This is a genomic window from Streptomyces roseirectus, assembly GCF_014489635.1.
Taxonomy (GTDB): Bacteria; Actinomycetota; Actinomycetes; order Streptomycetales; family Streptomycetaceae; genus Streptomyces; species Streptomyces roseirectus.
Map to the genome: position 1 here is coordinate 7,939,268 of NZ_CP060828.1, position 19,499 is coordinate 7,958,766.

Consider the following 19,499-nt stretch of genomic DNA (forward strand, 5'->3'; position numbering starts at 1 on the left):
GGTGCCCCACCAGGACCCCGCCGAGCGCCGCGTCACCGTCACCGGACCGCCCCGCCGCACCAGGCGCCCCTCCGGCGCCTACCGCCCGCGCACCGAGATCGACGAGCAGACCACCCTCGGCCACACCTACGTCCGCTCCCTCATGCGCTCCCAACTGCGCGCCGGGCTCACCGGGTTCGCCGTCCTCGCGCTCCTCGTCGGCCCCCTCCCGCTCGTCTTCGCCACCATGCCCGGCGCCCACCGCTCGGCCTGGTTCGCCCTCGGGTTCGGCCTGTACGTGCCGCTCGTGCTGCTCGCCCGCTGGTACGTGCGCCGCGCCGAACGCAACGAACGGGACTTCGTGCGCCTGGTCGAGGACCGATGAACCCCTCGTACGCGATCCCGGCCGTCGCGCTCGTCGTCGTCGCGACCGTCCTCGTCGGCGCGTTCGGGCTGCGGATATCGCGTACGACGTCCGACTTCTACGTCGCCTCCCGGACCGTCGGGCCACGCCTGAACGCCGCCGCGATCAGCGGGGAGTACCTGTCCGCCGCGTCGTTCCTCGGGATCGCCGGGCTCGTCCTCGTCCAGGGGCCCGACATGCTCTGGTACCCGGTCGGCTACACCGCCGGGTACCTCGTGCTGCTCCTGTTCGTCGCCGCGCCGCTGCGCCGCTCCGGCGCCTACACGCTGCCCGACTTCGCGGAGGCGCGGCTCGCGTCGCGGACGGTGCGGCGGCTCGCGGGGACCTTCGTCGTCGGCGTCGGCTGGCTGTACCTGCTGCCGCAGCTCCAGGGCGCGGGGCTGACGCTGACCGTGCTGACGGGGGCACCGGGGTGGCTCGGCGGGGTCATCGTCGCCGTCGTCGTCACCGCGACCGTCGCGGCGGGCGGGATGCGCAGCATCACCTTCGTGCAGGCGTTCCAGTACTGGCTGAAACTCACCGCGCTCCTCGTCCCCGCGCTCTTCCTCGCGCTGGCCTGGCACGGCGACGGGGGGCCGAAACGCGCCTTCGACGAACCGGCGTCCTTCCGCGAGCAGCGGGCCGTGCGGATCGACGACAGCGTCGATCTGAACCTCGCGAGCCCGCTGACCGTGAAGGTGACCGGAAGGGTGGACGGCCGCCGGTACACCGGCACGGAGGTGAGCCTGCCGATGGGCACCCACCGCGTGGAGCGCGGCACCCAGCTCGTCTTCCCCGCGGGCGCGGACGTCCCCACCGCCGAGCGGGGCAGCAACGGCGGCATGTCGACGTCGCTCGCGGCGGGCCGCGAGGAACGGCCGCTGTACGCCACGTACGGGCTCATCCTCGCGACGTTCCTCGGCACCATGGGGCTGCCGCACGTCGTCGTCCGCTTCTACACCAGCCCCCACGGGGTCGCCGCGCGCCGCACGACGGTGGCGGTGCTGGCGCTGATCGGCGCGTTCTACCTGCTGCCGCCCGTGTACGGCGCCCTCGGCCGCCTCTACGCCCCCGAACTCGCCCTTACCGGCGACGCCGACGCGGCGGTCCTCCTCCTGCCGGACCGGGTGATCGGCGGCCTCGGCGGCGACCTCCTGGGGGCCCTCGTCGCCGGGGGCGCCTTCGCCGCGTTCCTCTCCACGGCCTCGGGCCTCACGATGGCCGTCGCGGGCGTCCTCACGCAGGACGTCCTTCCCGCGCGCGGGGTGCGCCACTTCCGCCTCGGCACGGCCCTCGCGATGGCGGCCCCGCTCGCCGCCAGCCTTCTCGTCGGCGGCCTCCCGGTGGCCGACGCGGTCGGCCTCGCCTTCGCCGTCTCCGCGTCCTCCTTCTGTCCCCTGCTGGTCCTGGGCATCTGGTGGCGCCGCCTCACCCCACCGGGCGCGGCGGCCGGAATGCTGGTGGGCGGCGGCTCGGCGTTCATCGCCGTGGCGACCACGATGTCCGGCCTCCCCGTGACGGGCACCCTGCACGCCCTCCTCGCCTGGCCCGCCCTCTGGTCCGTCCCCCTCGGCTTCCTCACCATGATCCTCCTCTCCCTCGCCACCCCCAGCCGCGTCCCCCCGGGCACCGCCGCCATCCTGGCCCGCTTCCACCTCCCGGAAGACCTGACGACCGGCCGCCCCCTGCCCCCCTCCTACGAGGTGGGCCCGGAGGAGGAGCCGGAGGGAACACGAACCCAGCCCGGCGCGCCTCCGCAGCCGCCGGCCGAGGGAACGACGTACCACCACACACCAGCCGCCGGCCACCCACACGACCGCGTGCCCCCGCAGGCAGGCTCACCCGAGGGCGCGCCCGGCCCGAAGCCCGTACCGCCGCCGAGCGCCACGCCGGATGCGCTGTCGACGCATGGCCGCGCGCCGTGTCCCGGCGGGGTGACGCCGGGACCGGCCGTCGGCCGCCTGCCCGGTCGGGTGTCCCCGCAGGCGGGCTCACCCGAGGGTGGGCCCGGCCCGGGGTCTGTGCCGCCGCCGGGCGCCGCGCCGGATGCGCTGTCGACGCATGGCCGCGTGCCGCGTGCCGGCGGGGTGACGCCGGGGCCGGCCGTCGGCCGCCTGCCCGGTCGGGTGTCCCCGCAGGCGGGCTCACCCGAGGGTGGGCCCGGCCCGGGGTCTGTGCCGCCGCCGGGCGCCGCGCCGGATGCGCCGTCGGCGTACGGCCGCGTGCCGCGTGCCGGCGGGGTGACGCCGGGGCCGGCCGTCGGCCGCCTGCCCGGCCGGGTGTCCCCGCAGGCGCCGCCCGCTGCCTCGTCGCGTGTCGGCGGAGCGGGTCCGGACGCCGCACCTCTGCGCGACCGGGTGCCGTCGCCGGAGTCGTCCGCGAGGTCCGGTGCGCGGCAGGTGCCCCCGCCGGGTGAGAAGCGGCCGGGCGAGGATGCGCCGCCCGGCGACAGGACGGCACCGGAGGCCGGCCGCCCGCGCGACCGGGTGCCCCCGCAGACGGGGTCCCCCGGGGCCGGGGTGAGGGCGGGCGGTGTCGTGGCGCGGCCGGGGCTGGAGGGCGCGGCGAGCGGTGCCGTGCCGGCGTCGCACGACCGCGTGCCCGTCCAGCAGTCGCCCCCGTCGTCCTCGGCGTCTTCGTCGGCCCCGGCGTCCCCGGCGTCCTCGTCGCCCTCCTCGTACGAGCAGACCCGCGGCCCCCGCCTGCCGGAAGCCGCTCCCCACACCCCCCACCCCCCGGAGTCCGGCTCATGAGTGGTTTTCTGGCCGGTTTGCTGGTCGCGGCGCTTCCTCTGCTCGGGGCGGGGTTCTGGTTGGGGAGGCGGACGGCGCGGCCGGAGGCGTTGGGGGGGTTGGGGACGCCGGTGGAGCATGCGACGTTCCAGACGTTGCACACGGCGTCGCTGGCGGCGCCGGCGTTGAGGGCGGGGCTTACCGAGGAGTCCGCGCGGAAGTCGGCGCGGCGGCTGAGGTCGCTGCTGGGGACGGACGCGCTGTGCCTGACGGACGAGGGGAGGGTGCTGGCGTGGGACGGGGTGGGGGCGCATCACCGGGCGGAGATCATGCAGCGGCTGGCGGGGCCGATGGAGACGGGCCGGGGCGAGGCGTTCCGGCTGGAGTGCGACGCCCCCGACTGCCCCGTCCGCTGGGCCGTCGTCGCCCCGCTGACCGTGGACGACCGGGCGCACGGCGCGCTGGTCGCGTGCGCGCCGAAGGAGTCGGCCGTGCTGGTGCGGGCGGCGGCGGAGGTCGCCCGCTGGGTCTCCGTCCAGCTCGAACTCGCCGACCTGGACGACTCCCGCACCCGGCTGATCGAGGCGGAGGTCAAGGCGCTGCGCGCGCAGATCTCCCCGCACTTCATCTTCAACTCCCTCGCGGTGATCGCCTCGTTCGTGCGGACGGACCCGGAGCGGGCGCGTGAACTGCTCCTGGAGTTCGCGGACTTCACGCGCTACTCGTTCCGCAGGAGAGGCGACTTCACCACGCTGGCGGACGAACTCCACGCCATAGACCACTACCTGGCCCTCGTCCGGGCCCGCTTCGGCCCCCGCCTCGCCGTCACCCTCCAGATCGCCCCGGAAGTCCTCCCGGTCACCTTGCCCTTCCTGTGCCTGCAACCGCTCGTCGAGAACGCGGTCAAGCACGGCCTGGAAGGCAAGTCCGACAAATGCCACATCAGGATCACCGCTCAGGACACCGGCGCCGAGGCCACCGTCGTCATCGAGGACGACGGCGCCGGCATGGACCCCGAACTCCTGCGCCGCATCCTCGCCGGCGAGGTCAGCCCCTCCGGCGGCATCGGCCTGTCCAACGTCGACGACCGCCTGCGCCAGGTCTACGGCGACGACTACGGCCTCGTCATCGAGACGGCCCCCGGCGCCGGCATGAAGATCACCGCCCGGCTGCCCAAGTACCAGCCGGGCGTCCACTCGGCCGCCCGGCTGGTCCAGGGATGAAACGTCACGCCTGACGCAGCACGACCAGCGCCAGTGTGATCAGCCCGAGCACCACCCAGCCGAACCACAGCCAGCCGTTGCTGCCGAGCGCGACCGTGTACGCGGTCACCGCGACGAGCCCGCCGACGGTGACCACCCCCATGGTCTTCGTGGAACTGTCCGTGGAACCGGCCATCGCGACACCCTCCTCAGGGCCGCCCCTCCGCAGGGCGTGTCCACCCTCCATGGTGCCCTGGGATCAGCCCCGGCGTGAGTTCAGGGACGCGAGATATGCGTTGTACGCCTCGAGCTCCTTGTCGCCGTCCCGGTCGGCCGCGCGGTCCTTGCGCCTGGCCTGGCGCTGTTCGGAGCCGTACCACTGGAAGAGCAGGGCGATGAGGACGATGACCGAGGGGATCTCGCTGAAGGCCCAGGCGATGCCCCCGGCGGCGCTCTGGTCGGAGAGGGGGTCGACCCCGAGGGAGGCCGGCGGGTGTTCGAAGGTCGTGACCATCGGCGTGGACGCCATCATCAGCGCGATCCCGAAGAACGCGTGGAACGGCATCCCGGCGAACAGCTCCAGCATCCGCATCAGATACCCGGGCCGGTTCGGGCCGGGGTCGACACCGATGATCGGCCAGAAGAACACCACGCCCACGGCGAAGAAGTGGACCATCATCCCGATGTGCCCCGCCTTGGAGCCCATCAGCGTGTCGAACAGCGGCGTGAAGTACAGCGCGTACAGCGAGGCGATGAACAGCGGAATGGTGAACGCGGCATGTGTGATCACCGTCATGTACCGGCTGTGCAGCAGCGCCAGCAGCAGCTCACGCGGCCCTTTGTGCCCCTTCCCGGCGACCGGCAGTGCCCGCAGCGCCAGCGTCATCGGCGCCCCGAGCAGTACGAGGATCGGCGAGACCATGCTGATGATCATGTGCTGCACCATGTGCACGCTGAACATGACCATGCCGTAGTCGTTGAGCTTGGTGCACATCACCAGCGCGACGGTGAGCACGCCGAGCACGTAGGAGACGGTGCGCGGCCACGACCAGGTGTCACCGCGCCGCCGGAGTCTCAGCACGCCCCACCCGTACAGCCCGAGCCCGAGAACGCAGGCGACGAGGAAGAACGGATCGGCGGACCATTCCAGCCCCCGCCCCAGCGTGAACGGCGGCAGATCCATCGTCATGCCGTGCCCGCCGTGATCCATAAGAACGGCTCCAAGAGAGTGGGGGATATGCCCCCACAAGAGTAGGACTGCCCCCGGCGACGACCGTCACCGGGGGCACCCGACTCAGAGCACGCACTCCGCTTCCGCGTACCGGTCGTCCGGCACCGTCTTCAGCGTCTCCACCGCCTGCGCGAGCGGCACCATCGTGATGTCGGTCCCCCGCAGCGCGGTCATCTTCCCGAACTCCCCGCGGTGCACGGCCTCGACGGCGTGCCAGCCGAACCGCGTCGCCAGCACCCGGTCGTACGCGGTCGGCGTCCCGCCCCGCTGCACGTGCCCGAGGATCACGGGCCGCGCCTCCTTGCCGAGCCGCGACTCCAGCTCCAGCGACAACTGCCGGGCGATCCCCGCGAACCGCTCGTGCCCGTAGACGTCCTTGCCGCCCTCGTCGAACTCCATCGTGCCCGGCTTCGGCTTGGCCCCCTCCGCCGCGACGACGATCGCGAACCGCTTGCCCGCCTCGAACCGCTCACCGACCCGCCGGGCCAGCTCGTCGATGTCGAAGGGCCGCTCGGGGACGACCACGGCGTGTGCCCCGGCCGCCATCCCGGAGTGCAGCGCTATCCACCCGGTGTGCCGCCCCATGACCTCGACGACCAGCACCCGCTGGTGCGACTCGGCGGTGGTCTTGAGCCGGTCCAGCGCCTCCGTGGCGACCCCGACGGCCGTGTCGAACCCGAACGTGACGTCGGTGACGGCGATGTCGTTGTCGATGGTCTTCGGCACCCCGACGACCGGCAGCCCCGCGTCGGACATCAGCCGCGCCGCCTTGAGGGTGCCCTCACCGCCGATCGGGATGATCGCGTCGAGCCCCAGCTCCTCGACGTGCCCCTTGGCCCGCTGAACCCCGTCGCGCAGATGGGAGGGCTGGACGCGGGAGGAGCCGAGGATCGTGCCGCCGCGCGCGAGGATGCCCGCCACGGCGTCGAGGTCGAGCTTGAGGTAGTCGCACTCCAGGAGGCCCTTCCAGCCGTCCCGGAAACCGATGACCTCGTCGCCGTGGTCGACGACGGCACGGTGCACGACGGACCGGATGACGGCGTTCAGGCCGGGGCAGTCGCCGCCGGACGTGAGGACACCAATGCGCATAGCCCGCAACAACCTTCTTCACGTGGGCCGGGGACCGGACCACGTCGTCCGGCACGATTCCCGCACACCCTAGCGTCAGGAAGGGGTCGATCCGAAGGGTGCGTCCGTCTGCTGGACGTACCCGCTCACCTGCGCGGGGGCACCGTCAGACGGGCTGTTGACGGTGCCCCGAAAACCAGGTGAACACACAGGTCAGGCAGGCTGCTGCGCCGAGGCGATCCGCTCATTGCGCAACGCCTCGTACCAGCGGTCGTCGCACGGCGGCAGCGCGTTCACGTCGAGCGCCAGCTTCAGCAGCAGGTCGCCGATCAGCGGGTTGCGCGCGAGGACCGGGCCGTGCATGTACGTGCCGAACACGGTGTCGTTGTACGCGCCCTCAGTGCCGTCGCCCGTGCCGTTGCCCTTGCCCATCTGCACCCGGGCGAACGGCCGTGCCGTCGGCCCGAGGTGCGTGACGCCCTGGTGGTTCTCGAACCCGGTGAGCTGCGGCAGCCCGAGCCGGGGGTCGATGTCCGCGAGGACGTCACCGACACACCGCTCGCCCTCGCCGCGCACCGTGGTGACGTCGAGCAGCCCGAGGCCCGGCTGGCGCTGGCCCTGGTCGTTGACGAACTCGTGCCCCAGGATCTGGTAGCCGGCGCAGACCGCGAACACGATCGCCCCGTTGTTCACCGCCTGATACAGGTGCCCGTCCCGGATCAGCCGCTCCGCCGCGAGCCGCTGCGGACGGTCCTCACCGCCGCCGATCAGGTAGATGTCGCCGGACGTCGGGATCGGCTGGTCACTGCGGACGTCGAGCCGCGCCACGTCAAGACCGCGCTGGCGCGCCCGCCGCTCGACGACCAGGACGTTGCCCTGGTCGCCGTACGTGCTCAGCAGGTCGGGGTAGACCCACACGACCCGCAGTTGGTTGTCGCTCACTGGTTGAACATCCCCTCAGTTGCCGACGCGGCGGCGCAGATCCTGGAAGGCGGTGTAGTTGGCGATGACCTCGATCCGGCCCGGCGGACACGCCGCCACCGCCTGGTCGACCGAGTCGAACACCTGGAAGTGCTGGTTCGCGACTTCGAGACGGACGGCCAGGTCGAGCTTGCGGTCGCCGATCACACAGATCGGGTGCCCGGTCAGCCGCGTGTAGTCGACGTCCCACAGCCAGGACGTGTCCGTGCCGTCGGCGCCGCGCGCGTTCACCGAGAGGATCACCGGCGCGGGCGCCGGGTCGATCAGGCTGAACGTCTCCAGCCAGCCCGCCGGGTTCTTCGCCAGCAGCAGCCGCATGTCCCGGCCCTGGAACTGGACGACGTCATACCGCCCGGCGACCGCCTGCACCTGGTACATCCGCTCCAGCGCGACCTGCGGCGGCACCCCGAACACGGCGGCGACGGCGGCCGAGGAGGCGGCGTTGGCCTTGTTCGCGCGCCCCGGCAACTGGAGGTGGATCGGCCACGCGGAACCGTGCGGGTCGATGACGTGGTCCCCGGACAGCGCCCAACTGGGCTGCGGACGGCGGAAACCGCACTCGGCGCAGTACCAGTCGTCGCCCGGCCACTGGAGAACGCCGCCGCACGACGGGCAGGACCAGGCGTCGTCCTTCCACATCTGACCGGCCGCGACCCAGATCACATTGGGCGAGGACGACGCCGCCCACACCACCAGCGGATCGTCCGCGTTGGCGACGACGACGGCCTTCGAGCCGGCCAGGCCCTCGCGCCACGCCTCCGCCATCATGCGGGTCTCGGCGGCGCGGTCGAGCTGGTCGCGGGAGAGGTTCAGCAGCGCGATGCACTTCGGGTCGGTGTCGCGGGCGACCCCGGCGAGGTACTTCTCGTCGACCTCGATGACGCCGTAGCGGGAGTCCGAACCGCCCGCGAGCGCCGAGGTGATGCCGGCGGGCATGTTCGCGCCGAGCGCGTTGGAGACGACCGGTCCCGCCGCGCGCAGCGCCTCCGCGATCAGCCGGGTCGTGGTGGTCTTGCCGTTGGTGGCCGAGACGAGGACGACGTCCAGGTTCTGGGCGAGCCGGGCGAGGAGGTCGGGGTCGAGTTTCAGGGCGACCTTGCCGCCGATCACCGAACCGCTGCCGCGGCCGGCGGCCCGGGATGCCGCCGCGACCGCTTTGCCCGCGGTCACGGCGATCTTGGCCCGCGGCGTGAGCGGGTCCGAGTTGCCTGCCATCAGTCCTCGATCCTCCTTGCGTACGCGCCGCGCCTCTGCCTGACGACAACGTGGTGTGCGGCCAGCCTATCGAGATCCATTCGCACTCCCGAATCCCGGCACCGTCTCACGCTTGTTCGACATGCGCGTGTCACAAAGGACCGTACCCTTACCGCCATGCCACACCGCTCCATCCCGGGCACGCGCGGGCGAGTCCGCCCCCTCACTTTGCACGGCGCCCCGGTCCTCCACACCCCGTGCGCCGAGGTCCCCGCCTTCACGCCCGAACTCGCGGACCTCGTCGAGGACATGTTCGCGACGATGTACGCGGCGCGGGGGGTCGGCCTCGCCGCGAACCAGGTGGGCGAGGCCCTGCGCGTCTTCGTGTACGACTGCCCCGACGACGAGGACGTCCAGCACCGGGGCCACCTCGTCAACCCCCGCCTGGTCTCCGTGGACGGCGTGGTGATCCGGGGCCCGGAGGGCTGCCTCTCCCTGCCGGGCCTGGAGGCGGGAACGGAACGCCACGACGAGACGGTCATCGAGGGCTGGACCGCGCAGGGCGACCCGGTCACCGTCCACGGCACGGGCTTCTTCGCACGGTGCCTCCAGCATGAGATGGACCACTTGGAGGGGAAGACGTACGCGGACCGCCTGGAGGGGCGGAGGCAAAAGAAACTGCTGAGGCAGGTAGGCAGGGCCTCTTGGAACAAGGGGAACTGAGATCTTTGATTGGGCGCGACAGCGCCCTTCTAGGGGCGCGGGGAACTGCGCGACCAGCCACAGACAACCCGCACCCCGCAACGCTCAGAACCCCGGCCCCCCGACCCGATCCCCAGCCGCCGCCAGCCGTCCCCACAACAGATCCGCCAGACACCGCACCAACTCGGCCCGCTCACAAGGCCGTTCCCCCAGCCACCAGTCGCCGGCCGCATGCATCATCCCGACGATCCCATGCCCCCACACCCGGGCCACCTGCTGCCCACCCGGCCCCAGATCCAACCGCTCCTCGATGACCTGCGCCAACTCCTCACCCATCCGCTTGAGCAGCGGCGCGGAATGCCGGCCGACATCAAAACCCTGCTCCCCTCCGGAGGACTCCGCGGGGTGCATGAGGAACCGGTACACCTGGGGCCGCGCCTCGATCGCCGCGAGGTACGTGTCGAGGGTCGCCTCGACCCGCTCGCGCCGCTCCGCCGGGGCGTCCAGCGCGGCCCGCAGGGAGGCGAGCAGCGCGTCCGTGTGTCGCTTGGCGAGCGCCGCGTACAGCCCGCCCTTGTCCCCGAAGTGCCGGTACAGGATCGGCTTCGTGATCCCCGCCTCGGCCGCGATCGCGTTCATCGACGCCTGTGGCCCGTCGCGCAGCACCACCCGGTCCGCGGCCTCCAGCAGCTCACGCCGGCGGCGGTCAGCAGACCTCTGCTGCTCGGTCCGCTGTGTGGTGTCCATTTCGCTCCCCTGTGGTGTTTCGGTCACGCCTGCGCAAACTAACACCCGCGCCCGGAGTTGACTTTTCCTACTGGCCGGTAACAGACTGGGGTTACCGCTAGTAACATGATTGTGCACCGCCGCGCTGGAGGAGTCATGGCCGAGTTCACCATGGAGCTCAACGACGAACAGAAAGAGGTCCGCGACTGGCTCCACGGTTTCGCCGCCGATGTCATTCGCCCCGCCGCCGCGGAGTGGGACGAGCGCGAGGAGACTCCCTGGCCGGTCATCCAGGAAGCCGCCAAGGTCGGCATCTACTCCCTGGACTTCTACGCCCAGCAGTACTTCGACGCCACCGGCCTCGGCATCCCGATGGCGATGGAGGAGCTGTTCTGGGGCGACGCCGGCATCGCCCTGTCCATCGTCGGCACCGGCCTCGCCGCCGTCGGCGTCCTCGCCAACGGCACCGAGGAGCAGATCGGCACCTGGATCCCGCAGATGTACGGCGACGCGAACGACGTGAAGGTCGCCGCGTTCTGCTCCTCCGAGCCCGACGCCGGCTCCGACGTCGCCTCCATGCGCACGCGCGCGGTGTATGACGAGGCCAAGGACGAGTGGGTGCTGAACGGCACCAAGACCTGGGCGACCAACGGCGGCATCGCCAACGTCCACGTCGTCGTCGCGGTCGTCGACCCCGACCTCGGCTCCAAGGGGCACGCCTCCTTCATCGTCCCGCCGGGCACCGAAGGGCTCACGCAGGGGCAGAAGTTCAAGAAGCACGGCATCCGCGCCTCCCACACCGCCGAGGTCGTCCTCGACAACGTGCGCGTCCCCGGCTCCTGCCTCCTCGGCGGCAAGGAGAGGCTGGACGAACGGCTCGCGCGCGCCCGCGAGAAGGCGAAGAGCGGCGACCGGGTGAAGAACGCGGCGATGGCGACGTTCGAGGCGAGTCGCCCCGCGGTGGGAGCCATGGCGGTCGGCACCGCCCGCGCCGCCTACGAGGTCGCCCTCGACTACGCGAAGACGCGTGAGCAGTTCGGGCGTCCGATCATCGACAACCAGGGCGTGGCCTTCCAACTTGCCGAAATGCGCACGCAGATCGACGCCGCGCGCCTCCTCGTCTGGCGTGCCTCCTGGATGGCGATCAACGGCAGGCCGTTCACCGCCGCCGAGGGCTCCATGTCCAAGCTGTTCGCGAGCGAGACCGCCAAGAAGGTCACCGGGCAGGCGATCCAGATACTCGGTGGGAACGGGTACACCCGCGAGTACCCGGTGGAGCGGATGCACCGGGACGCGGCGATCTACACGATCTTCGAGGGGACCAGCGAGATCCAGAAGCTGGTGATTGCTCGGACTCTGTCCGGGGTGGCGATTCGCTGATGCCGGGTGCGGGGTGCGCTGTGGTTGCTCGCGCAGTTCCCCGCGCCCCTAAAAACATCCACTCACCGGTGCTTCAGAGGCGTGAGTTGCTCGATGTCGTAGCGCCTGCGCAGCTCCTCGATCGCCCCCTGGTCCGGCGGGCCGCCGCCCCCCAGGATCTCCAGCAGCTCCTCGAAGTAGCGCTCGTGATCCGGGGGCGGTGACGCCTGGAAGAACATCTTGGCCGGGGTGTCGGTGGGGTTCGCGAAGGCGTGGGGGCAGCCCGGCGGGACGACGATGACGGTGCCCGGTGTCGCGCGCACCACCCGGCTTCCCGAACGCGACTCCCAGCGCCGCCAGTTGTCCGGCGTGCGCACCCGCGGCTCGAAGGCGAGGACGTCCAGCTCGCCTTCGAGGACGTAGAACAGCTCCTCGCTGTGGGTGTGGACGTGCGCCCCGACGTCGAACCCCGGCGGCACCTCCACCTCGAACGTCGACGCGATCCGCGAGTGCTCCCCGGTCACCTTGAACGTCACCCGCTGGGCCGGCGTCTGGACGACCCGCCCGTGCCCCGGCGGCACGAGCAGCCCCTCGGGGGCCGTCACCAGGTCACCGGCAGCGACTCGGGACCACGGATCAACGCGCCCTTCTTGAAGGGCACTTGGTCGGCCGGCACCGCGAGCCGAAGCCCCGGCAGCCGGTCCAGGACCGCGTCGAGCAGCAGCTCCTCCTCCATCCGGGCCAGCATGTTGCCGGGGCAGAAGTGCGGCCCGAACCCGAACGCGACGTGCGGATTCGGCGTGCGCGAGAAGTCGACGGTGTCCGGGTCGGGGAAGACCGCCGGGTCCCGGTTCGCCGCGAGGTACGACACGTACACCGCGTCGCCCGCCCGGATCCGCACGCCCCTGATCTCGACGTCCTCGGTCGCGATCCGGGACAGGCCGACGGCGTTGCGGTGGGGGATCCAGCGCAGCAGCTCGTCGATCGCCCGGGGCCGCAGCGCCGGCTCCGCGCGCAGCCGTGCCGTCAGGTCGGGCCGCGTCAGCAGGAGGTGGAACAGCTGGCCGCTGTTGTTGGTGACCGCCTCGCCGCCGATCTGGAGCAGCACCGCGAGCCCCACGGCCTCCTCCAAGGTCACCTCGCCGCGGCCCACGGCCGTCCCCAGCAGTGAGGCGACGTCCTCGCCGGCGGAGTCCTCGCGCAGCCCGATCAGGTCGGCGAAGTACGCGCCCATCGCGGCCTTGGCCTTCTCGCTGACCTCCCGGCCGTGCGCCGAGGACAGGATGAGCTGCGTCCAGGTGTGCATGACGTGGTGGTCGGCGGCGGGCACCCCCATCAGCTCGCAGATGACGGCGATGGGGAACGGTACGAGGACGGCCGCCGAGAGGTCGGCGGGCGGCCCCGCCGCGAGCAGGGCGTCCACCAGCTCGTCCAGCATCACCCGCGAGCGGTCCCGGACGCGCTCGACGCCCCGCGCGGTGAACGCGGCGGCCACCGAGCGCCGGATGCGCGTGTGGTCCGGCGGGTCGAGGAAGCCGACCGCGCCGCGTTCGGGGATGAAGTGCGGGGCGAGCCGTGTCACCGGCCGGTCCATGACGGCCGCGCGGCTGAACCGCGGATCGCTGACGGCCATGCGGACGTCGTCCATGCGCGTCACCAGCCACGCCCAGCCCTCGCCGTTGGGGAGCTGGATCCGGGTGACCGGGCCCTCGGCCATCAACTCCCGTAGCACGGGGTCGAATTCGGTGCCCTGGAGGTCGAGGGCGGGCCACTGCCGTACGGCCTGGGTGATCGTCTCCTCGGTCACGCGCGGCTCCAACGTCCGAGCGCCATCTCGGCGGTGATCCCGGGCCCGAACCCGGCGAGCAGACCGCGCGCCCGGTCGGGGGCGCCGCCCTCGTCGAACAGCCGGCGCAGCGCGTCCAGGACGACGGCGCTCGCGATGTTGCCGTACTCGGTGAGCGTGGCCCGGCTGAAGCGGAAGGCGTGCGGGTCGACCTGGAGGAACTTGCTCAGGTCGTCGAGGATGCGCGGACCGCCCGCGTGGACGATGTAGAAGTCCAGGTCGGCCGCGTCCCAGCCGTGCGTGCCCGCCAGCTCCTGGAGGGCCGGCGCGAGGGGTTCCATCGTCGCCGGGACCCGCTTGTCCAGCAGGAAGTGGAAGCCCGTCGCCCGCACGTCGTACATGATCCACTCCTCGGTCTTGGGGATCAGGTACGAGCCGTTGCGCTCCAGCGCGATGCCCTCGCCGCCCCGGCCGCGCACCACGGCCGCCGCGATGCCGTCGCCGAACAGGCCGTTGGAGAGCAGGGAGCCGATCGCGAGGTCGGTCGGCTGGTAGCACAGCGAGCAGAACTCGCAGGCCACGATCAACGCGTTGGCCTGCGGGTACGCCGTGCAGAAGTCGTGCGCCCGGTTGATCGCCGCGCCGCCCGCCGCGCAGCCGAGCTGGGCTATGGGTATCTGGCGCGTGGTGGCCTCGAAGTCCATCTCGTTGATCAGCCACGCGGTCAGCGACGGCATCATGAACCCCGTGCACGACACGTACAGGATGACGTCGATGTCGGAGGTCAGCAGCTCCGCGTCGTCCAGGGCCCGTTGCACCACCGCGGGCACCCGCGCCTTCGCCTCGGCGACGTAGACCCGGTTGCGCTCCTCGAACCCCGGGTGTTTCAGGGTCTCCTCGATCGGCTGCACGATGTGCCGTGTCCTGACCCCGGTGTTCTCGATCAGCCGCAGGGCCAGGGGGAGTTGGGGGTGGTCCGGGTGTCGCTCGCGCGCCAGGTCCAGCGTCTGCTCCATCGTGATCACATGCTCCGGCACCGACACCGAGGGTCTGCACAAAGTAGCCATGAACCGAGCCTGCTTTCGCCGTCCGACGGCCCCGGGGAGCCGCCCGGAGAGGGTGGTGCCCCCACGATCACCCGGCCCCCTGGCGATCTCGCGCGGGATTACTCCATTGCAGCGACACGACGGCCCCCGCCCGCGCCTCGCCCTCCGGCCCGTCCCCGGCGGCGCGGTGCCACCGCCGGGGTGAACCACCCTCGCGCGTACGGACGTTGCTTCCCTGCCCGCCCAACGCCCCCGTGTTCAGCCGCCGATGCCCGTCCGGGCCCCGAACTTCCCGCCCCGGGTGGCCAGTTCCTTGATGACGACGGCCGTGCGGCCGGTGAACCGGGTCGGCCGCAGGGTGTCGTCACGCTCCGTGAGCTGCCCCACCGCGTCGTGCCGTCCGAGGGTCACCGCGCGGGCGAGGTAGCGCACGGAGAACGCCTCCGGGTCACGCCCCGCGAGGATCCTGGCCAGCGTGTCCGCCGCGTGCGCGCCCTGCGGGCCCGCGAGCGCGCACGCGAACCGGGCGCCGGGCACCGCCGCGCAGTCGCCCACCACGAACAGGCGCTCGTCGTCCACGCTGCGCAGACAGGCGTCGACCAGCGCGCGCCCGTCCGCGTCGACCGACAGCCCGCTGCGCGCCGCCAGGGCGGGCACGCCCGACACGATCGCCCACAGCGCGAGGTCGGATGCGAGCGAGGCGCCGGAGGCCAGTCGCACGGTGCCGTCGTCGGCGACGGCCTCGACACCGTCGTCCACGATCTCGACGCCCAGCCGCTCAAGGCCCTTGCGCGCGGTCTCGCGGGCGCGGCCCGTGAAGACGTCGGCGACGTGCGGGCCCACGATGCGCACGCGCAGGGCGGGGTGGGACTCGGCGATCTCGGCGGCCGTCTCGATGCCGGTCGCGCCGCCGCCGACGACGGTCACCCGGCCCCCGGGCGGCAGCGTGGCCAGCGCCGCGCGCGCCCGCTCGGCGCCCTCCCAGACGCCGACCGGGATCGTCCCCGGCAGCGGGCGGACCGTGCTGCCGACGGCCAGGAACGCGTAGTCGTACGTGAGGACCGTCCCGTCGGCCAGCAGCGCGCTGCCGTCCCCGATCTTCTCGACCGTCCCGACCCGTACCCTCACCCCGTCCCGCGCCATCGACTCCAGCGGCGCCGCCGCCTCGGCCGTCCCCGCGATCCGCTGATGCAGCCGGACCCGCTCCACGAAGTGCGGACGGGGATTGACGACCGTGACCCGCGCGCCCTTCACCTTCTTCGCGACCCGGTTCGCCGCCAGCATCCCCGCGTACCCGGCACCCACCACCACGACCTGCATCCCGGCCTCCCGCCGTTCGTGACTGTCGACCACGAGACGACGGCCGGGCGCGCGCTGTGACAGGGGAGGGGTGTGTCGCCGGTCACAGGGGGAGGGGATGCGTTATGACGAGCGGCCGCTGCTGTGGGCGATGCAGGCGACGTCGATCCGGTCGGCCAGCTTCGCCAGCTCGATCGTCAGCTCGGCGACCGTCTCCTCGTCCCACCCGGAGTCCCCGGCCTCGACGAGGTGCAGCCACCGCCCGCCGAGCGTGCGCAGCAACTTGCTGACGTCGGCCGCGGCCACCTGGAGGTCGCCACGGTCGTCGACGATCAGAGGCAGAGTCACTTCCCGGTTCACGCAGCGATCGTAACCGCGCAACCGTCACACACCGTGCCAAACGGTCGTGATGTTGCAGAACTCCCGGATCCCGTGCCCGGACAGCTCACGCCCGTACCCGGAACGTTTCACCCCGCCGAACGGGAACGCCGGATGCGAGGCCGTCATCCCGTTGAAGTAGACGCCCCCGGCCTCCAGCTCCGCCGTGAACCGCCCGGTCTCCTCCTCGTCCCGCGTCCACACGTTCGAACTCAGCCCGAACGGCGAGTCGTTGGCGACGGCGATCGCCTCGTCCACATCGGCCACCCGGTACACGACGGCCACCGGGCCGAACGCCTCCTCCCGGTGGATGCGCAGCTCGCGGCCGACGTCGGCGAGCACGGTCGGCGGATAGAACCAGCCGTCCCCCTCCGGCCGCGCGCCCCCGCACAGCACCCGCGCCCCGCCGCGCACGGCGTCCTCGACCAGCTCCTCCAGCTCGGCCCGCCCCCGCTCGCTCGCCAGCGGCCCGACCTGCGTGTCCTCGTCCAGCGGATCCCCCACCTTCAGTGCCCGCATCCCCTCGACGAACCGCCCGACGAAATCGTCGTACACCCGCTCGTGGACGACGAACCGCTTGGCGGCGATGCACGACTGCCCGTTGTTCTGCACGCGCGCGGTCACCGCGACCTCGGCCGCGCGCACGACGTCGGCGGACGGCATCACGATGTACGGGTCGCTGCCGCCCAGTTCGAGGACCGTCTTCTTGACCATGTCCCCGGCGGTGGCGGCGACGGCCCGCCCGGCGGGCTCGCTCCCGGTGAGGGTCGCCGCCTTGACGCGCTCGTCGCGCAGGATCCCGTCGACGGCGCCGGAACCGATCAGCAGCGTCTGGAAACAGCCCTCCGGGAACCCGGCCCGACGCAGCAGGTCCTCCAGGTAGAGGGCGGTCTGCGGCACGTTCGACGCGTGTTTCAGCAGGCCCACGTTGCCCGCCATCAGCGCGGGCGCCGCGAACCGGATCACCTGCCACAGCGGGAAGTTCCACGGCATCACCGCGAGCACCGGGCCCAGCGGCCGGAAGCGCACCAGCACCCGTTCCGCCCCCGAGTCCCGCGCGTCGGCCGTCGCCGGCACCTCGTCGGCCAGCAGCGCCGCCGCGTTCGCCGCGTACCAGCGCATCGCCCGCGCGCACTTCGCCGCCTCCGCCCGCGCCTGCGTGACCGGTTTGCCCATCTCGGTCGTCATGACCCGCGCGATGTCGTCGCGGTCCGCGTCGAGCAGGTCGGCGGCCTGGTTCAGCAGCCGCGCCCGCTCCTCGAACGACGTCGCCCGGTACGCCCGGAAGGCGCCCTCCGCGAGCCGCAGCCGCCGCTCCACCTCCTCGCCGTCCAGGGCCGTGTACGTCTTCAGGGTCTCGCCGGTCGCCGGATTCACCGTCGCGATGGTCATCGTCAACCTCCTTCTGAGGGCGAGTGCTCAGCCAGCCGGTCGAGAAACGCGGCCTGGGCCGCGACGACGAGACCGCGCGCCTCGTCGAGCCCGAACCAGGCGACCCGGTCCAGCTCCGGGAACTCCTGGACCCGCCCCGAGCGGGGCGGCCACTCCATGCGGAACGTCCCCGGCACGACCGCCGCCGGATCGAGGTCCGCCTCGACCGCCCACACGGTGACGACCTTGCCGCCGGCCTGCCTGACCTCCCCGAGCGCGACCGCCTCCCCCTCCGGCGGATCCAGCCCCAGCTCCTCCCGGAACTCCCGCCGCGCCGCCTCCCACGCCGGCTCGTCCGGCCCGTACTCGCCCTTCGGCACCGTCCACGCGCCCGCCTGCCGGCGCGCGAACAGCGGCCCGCCCATGTGCCCGAGCAGCACCTCGGTGCGCCCCTGGCGGCGCCGGAACAGCAGCAGTCCCGCGCTCCTTCTCACGGCCGCACCTCCGGGTGCACGGCGAGCAGCGCCGCCACGGTGTCCGCGTCCCCGGGCCGCTTGTCCTCCCGGTAGCGGACGACCCGCGCGAACCGCAGGGTGACCCCGGCCGGGTAGCGGGAGGAGCGCTGGAGGCCGTCGTAGGCGATCTCGACGACGAGTTCGGGGCGGACGGTGACGGTCCAGCCGTCGTCCGCGACGGCCAGCTCCGTCAGGCGCCGCGTCTGCCAGGCCAGCATCGCGTCGGTCATGCCCTTGAACGTCTTGCCCAGCATCACGAAACCGCCGTCCTCGGCGCGGGCGCCGAGGTGCAGGTTGGAGAGCGTGCCCGCGCGGCGGCCGTGGCCGCGCTCGACGGCCAGGACCACCAGGTCGAGGGTGTGGACGGGCTTCACCTTCCGCCAGGACGCGCCGCGCCGGCCCGCGCTGTAAGGGGCGTCGAGGGACTTGAGGACGACGCCCTCATGGCCGCAGGCCAGGGTCTCGGCGAGGAACGTCGCCGCCGGGCCCGGCTCGGTCACGACCGTGCGGCGCACCCGCATCGGCTCCGGGACCAGATGGGCGAGTTCGGCGTGGCGGTCGGCGTAGGGGAGGTCGAGGAGGTCGCGGCCGTCCACGTGCAGGGCGTCGAAGAAGACGGGGGAGAGCGGGGTGGTCTCGGCCGCCTTGGCGACATCGACGCGGGAGCCGACCCGGCCCGCGGTCTCCTGGAAGGGCAGGGGGCGGTTCGTCGTCGGGTGCAGGGCCAGGACCTCGCCGTCCAGGATGACGGTGGTGGCCGGCAAGTCGCGGGCTACGGCGGTGAGTTCGGGGACCCGGTCGGTGATGTCGTCGAGGGTGCGGGTGTAGACGTGGACCTCGAAGCCGTCGCGGTGGAGCTGGACGCGGATGCCGTCGAGCTTCTCCTCGACCGCGCAGGGGCCGAGGGCCGTGAGGGCTTCCTCGACGGAGGCCGCGGCGCGGGCGAGCATGGGGAACACCGGCCGCCCGACGGTGAGTTGAAAGGCGGCCAGGGCCGGCGGGCCGTCGGCGAGGAGGGCCTGGGCGACCGGGTGCAGGGAGCCCGCCAGCATCACCGCGCGGCGAACGTCCGCCGGGGGAGCGCCGGTTGCCTTCGCGAGGGCTTCCACGGCGACCGCGTCCAGCGCGCCCTGGCGGACCTCGCCGCTCAACAGGCCCCGCAGGAACCGCTGTTCGTCCTCGGTGGCCGCGCCCATCAACTCCGTGAGCAGGCGGGCGCGTTCGGCCTGGGAGCCGGTGCCCCTGACCTCGCCGAGGGCGGTGAGGCGGGCGTCGGTGTCCAGGACGGTGAGGGTCGGGGCAGGGGCCGGGTCCGGCGTGCGGCTGAGGAGCCGTGGGCCGATGCCGAGGCGGCCCTGGGGGAGGCGGCCCGCGAGGTAGGGGATGACGACGGGGACGTCGTCCGGGGCCGTCTCGCGGAAGAGGTCCGCGAGCAGGGCCGTCTTGCGGGAGCGCGCCGAGGTGGCGGCGACCTCGCGGGAGACCTCGGCCAGGCGTGCGAGGAGCATAGGGCCATGGTGCTACGGG

General features: G+C 72.6%; 18 protein-coding genes and 1 pseudogene. 5 read left to right on the forward strand and 14 right to left on the reverse strand.

Going from position 1 to position 19,499, the window contains the following annotated elements; genetic code table 11:
• Nucleotide 1: 1 nt before the first annotated feature.
• From IAG44_RS34330 to IAG44_RS34340, 3 genes and pseudogenes are all read left to right on the forward strand, one after another.
• The gene (locus IAG44_RS34330; protein WP_187750963.1) at nucleotides 2-364 is read left to right on the forward strand and encodes a hypothetical protein; all 363 of its coding nucleotides are present in this window, start codon (nucleotides 2-4) and stop codon (nucleotides 362-364) included.
• A pseudogene (locus IAG44_RS34335) lies at nucleotides 361-2,058 on the forward strand (sodium/solute symporter); the annotation flags it as partial. The gene IAG44_RS34330 and the pseudogene IAG44_RS34335, both read left to right, overlap by 4 nt.
• A gap of 1,073 nt (nucleotides 2,059-3,131) precedes the next feature.
• Entirely contained in the window at nucleotides 3,132-4,337 is a 1,206-nt protein-coding gene (locus tag IAG44_RS34340; RefSeq protein WP_187750964.1) for a sensor histidine kinase, read from the forward strand.
• Nucleotides 4,338-4,341: 4 nt separating this feature from the next.
• Here the strand turns inward: IAG44_RS34340 and IAG44_RS34345 are convergent, their stop codons facing one another.
• From IAG44_RS34345 to IAG44_RS34365, 5 genes are all read right to left on the reverse strand, one after another.
• Nucleotides 4,342-4,512 (reverse strand): hypothetical protein, encoded by a 171-nt coding sequence (locus IAG44_RS34345; protein WP_187750965.1) that lies wholly within the window; start codon nucleotides 4,510-4,512, stop codon nucleotides 4,342-4,344.
• Nucleotides 4,513-4,575: 63 nt separating this feature from the next.
• Nucleotides 4,576-5,526, reverse strand: a complete 951-nt coding sequence (locus IAG44_RS34350) for a cytochrome c oxidase assembly protein (protein ID WP_187750966.1) — start codon at nucleotides 5,524-5,526, stop codon at nucleotides 4,576-4,578.
• A gap of 84 nt (nucleotides 5,527-5,610) precedes the next feature.
• The gene (locus tag IAG44_RS34355; protein ID WP_187750967.1) at nucleotides 5,611-6,636 is read right to left on the reverse strand and encodes a 6-phosphofructokinase; all 1,026 of its coding nucleotides are present in this window, start codon (nucleotides 6,634-6,636) and stop codon (nucleotides 5,611-5,613) included.
• 192 nt (nucleotides 6,637-6,828) lie between these two features.
• A complete protein-coding gene (locus tag IAG44_RS34360; RefSeq protein WP_187750968.1) occupies nucleotides 6,829-7,557 on the reverse strand; it encodes a type 1 glutamine amidotransferase in 729 nt (242 codons plus the stop codon).
• A 15-nt stretch (nucleotides 7,558-7,572) separates the two neighbouring features.
• Entirely contained in the window at nucleotides 7,573-8,811 is a 1,239-nt protein-coding gene (locus IAG44_RS34365) for a MurT ligase domain-containing protein (RefSeq protein WP_187750969.1), read from the reverse strand.
• Between the two features lie 156 nt (nucleotides 8,812-8,967).
• On the opposite strand from IAG44_RS34365, the gene def reads away from it, so the two are divergent.
• Nucleotides 8,968-9,513 carry a peptide deformylase gene (gene def, locus IAG44_RS34370; protein ID WP_187750970.1) on the forward strand — a complete coding sequence of 182 codons (546 nt, stop codon included), beginning with the start codon at nucleotides 8,968-8,970 and terminating at the stop codon, nucleotides 9,511-9,513.
• Nucleotides 9,514-9,597: 84 nt separating this feature from the next.
• On the opposite strand, the gene IAG44_RS34375 is transcribed toward def, so the two are convergent.
• Nucleotides 9,598-10,239 carry a TetR/AcrR family transcriptional regulator gene (locus IAG44_RS34375; protein ID WP_187750971.1) on the reverse strand — a complete coding sequence of 214 codons (642 nt, stop codon included), beginning with the start codon at nucleotides 10,237-10,239 and terminating at the stop codon, nucleotides 9,598-9,600.
• Nucleotides 10,240-10,374: 135 nt separating this feature from the next.
• Here IAG44_RS34375 and IAG44_RS34380 point away from each other — a divergent pair, with 135 nt between their 5' ends.
• A complete protein-coding gene (locus IAG44_RS34380; protein ID WP_187750972.1) occupies nucleotides 10,375-11,598 on the forward strand; it encodes an acyl-CoA dehydrogenase family protein in 1,224 nt (407 codons plus the stop codon).
• Nucleotides 11,599-11,660: 62 nt separating this feature from the next.
• On the opposite strand, the gene IAG44_RS34385 is transcribed toward IAG44_RS34380, so the two are convergent.
• From IAG44_RS34385 to IAG44_RS34420, 8 genes are all read right to left on the reverse strand, one after another.
• Entirely contained in the window at nucleotides 11,661-12,182 is a 522-nt protein-coding gene (locus IAG44_RS34385) for a cupin domain-containing protein (RefSeq protein ID WP_187750973.1), read from the reverse strand.
• Nucleotides 12,179-13,384: a cytochrome P450 gene (locus IAG44_RS34390; RefSeq protein ID WP_187750974.1), complete on the reverse strand. Its 1,206-nt coding sequence runs from the start codon at nucleotides 13,382-13,384 to the stop codon at nucleotides 12,179-12,181. Before IAG44_RS34390 ends, IAG44_RS34385 begins: the two co-directional genes overlap by 4 nt.
• Nucleotides 13,381-14,619, reverse strand: a complete 1,239-nt coding sequence (locus tag IAG44_RS34395; protein ID WP_281404316.1) for a type III polyketide synthase — start codon at nucleotides 14,617-14,619, stop codon at nucleotides 13,381-13,383. The genes IAG44_RS34390 and IAG44_RS34395 overlap by 4 nt, the downstream gene beginning before the upstream one ends.
• 48 nt (nucleotides 14,620-14,667) lie before the next feature.
• A complete protein-coding gene (locus IAG44_RS34400; RefSeq protein WP_246562249.1) occupies nucleotides 14,668-15,762 on the reverse strand; it encodes an NAD(P)/FAD-dependent oxidoreductase in 1,095 nt (364 codons plus the stop codon).
• A 69-nt stretch (nucleotides 15,763-15,831) separates the two neighbouring features.
• Nucleotides 15,832-16,068: a DUF6213 family protein gene (locus IAG44_RS34405; RefSeq protein ID WP_187750976.1), complete on the reverse strand. Its 237-nt coding sequence runs from the start codon at nucleotides 16,066-16,068 to the stop codon at nucleotides 15,832-15,834.
• Nucleotides 16,069-16,092: 24 nt separating this feature from the next.
• Nucleotides 16,093-17,478, reverse strand: coding sequence for an NADP-dependent succinic semialdehyde dehydrogenase (locus IAG44_RS34410; protein WP_187750977.1), 1,386 nt, complete (start codon nucleotides 17,476-17,478; stop codon nucleotides 16,093-16,095).
• 2 nt (nucleotides 17,479-17,480) lie between these two features.
• The gene (locus tag IAG44_RS34415) at nucleotides 17,481-17,951 is read right to left on the reverse strand and encodes an NUDIX hydrolase (protein WP_187750978.1); all 471 of its coding nucleotides are present in this window, start codon (nucleotides 17,949-17,951) and stop codon (nucleotides 17,481-17,483) included.
• Nucleotides 17,948-19,480, reverse strand: a complete 1,533-nt coding sequence (locus IAG44_RS34420) for an ATP-dependent DNA ligase (protein WP_187750979.1) — start codon at nucleotides 19,478-19,480, stop codon at nucleotides 17,948-17,950. The genes IAG44_RS34415 and IAG44_RS34420 overlap by 4 nt, the downstream gene beginning before the upstream one ends.
• Nucleotides 19,481-19,499 lie beyond the last annotated feature (19 nt).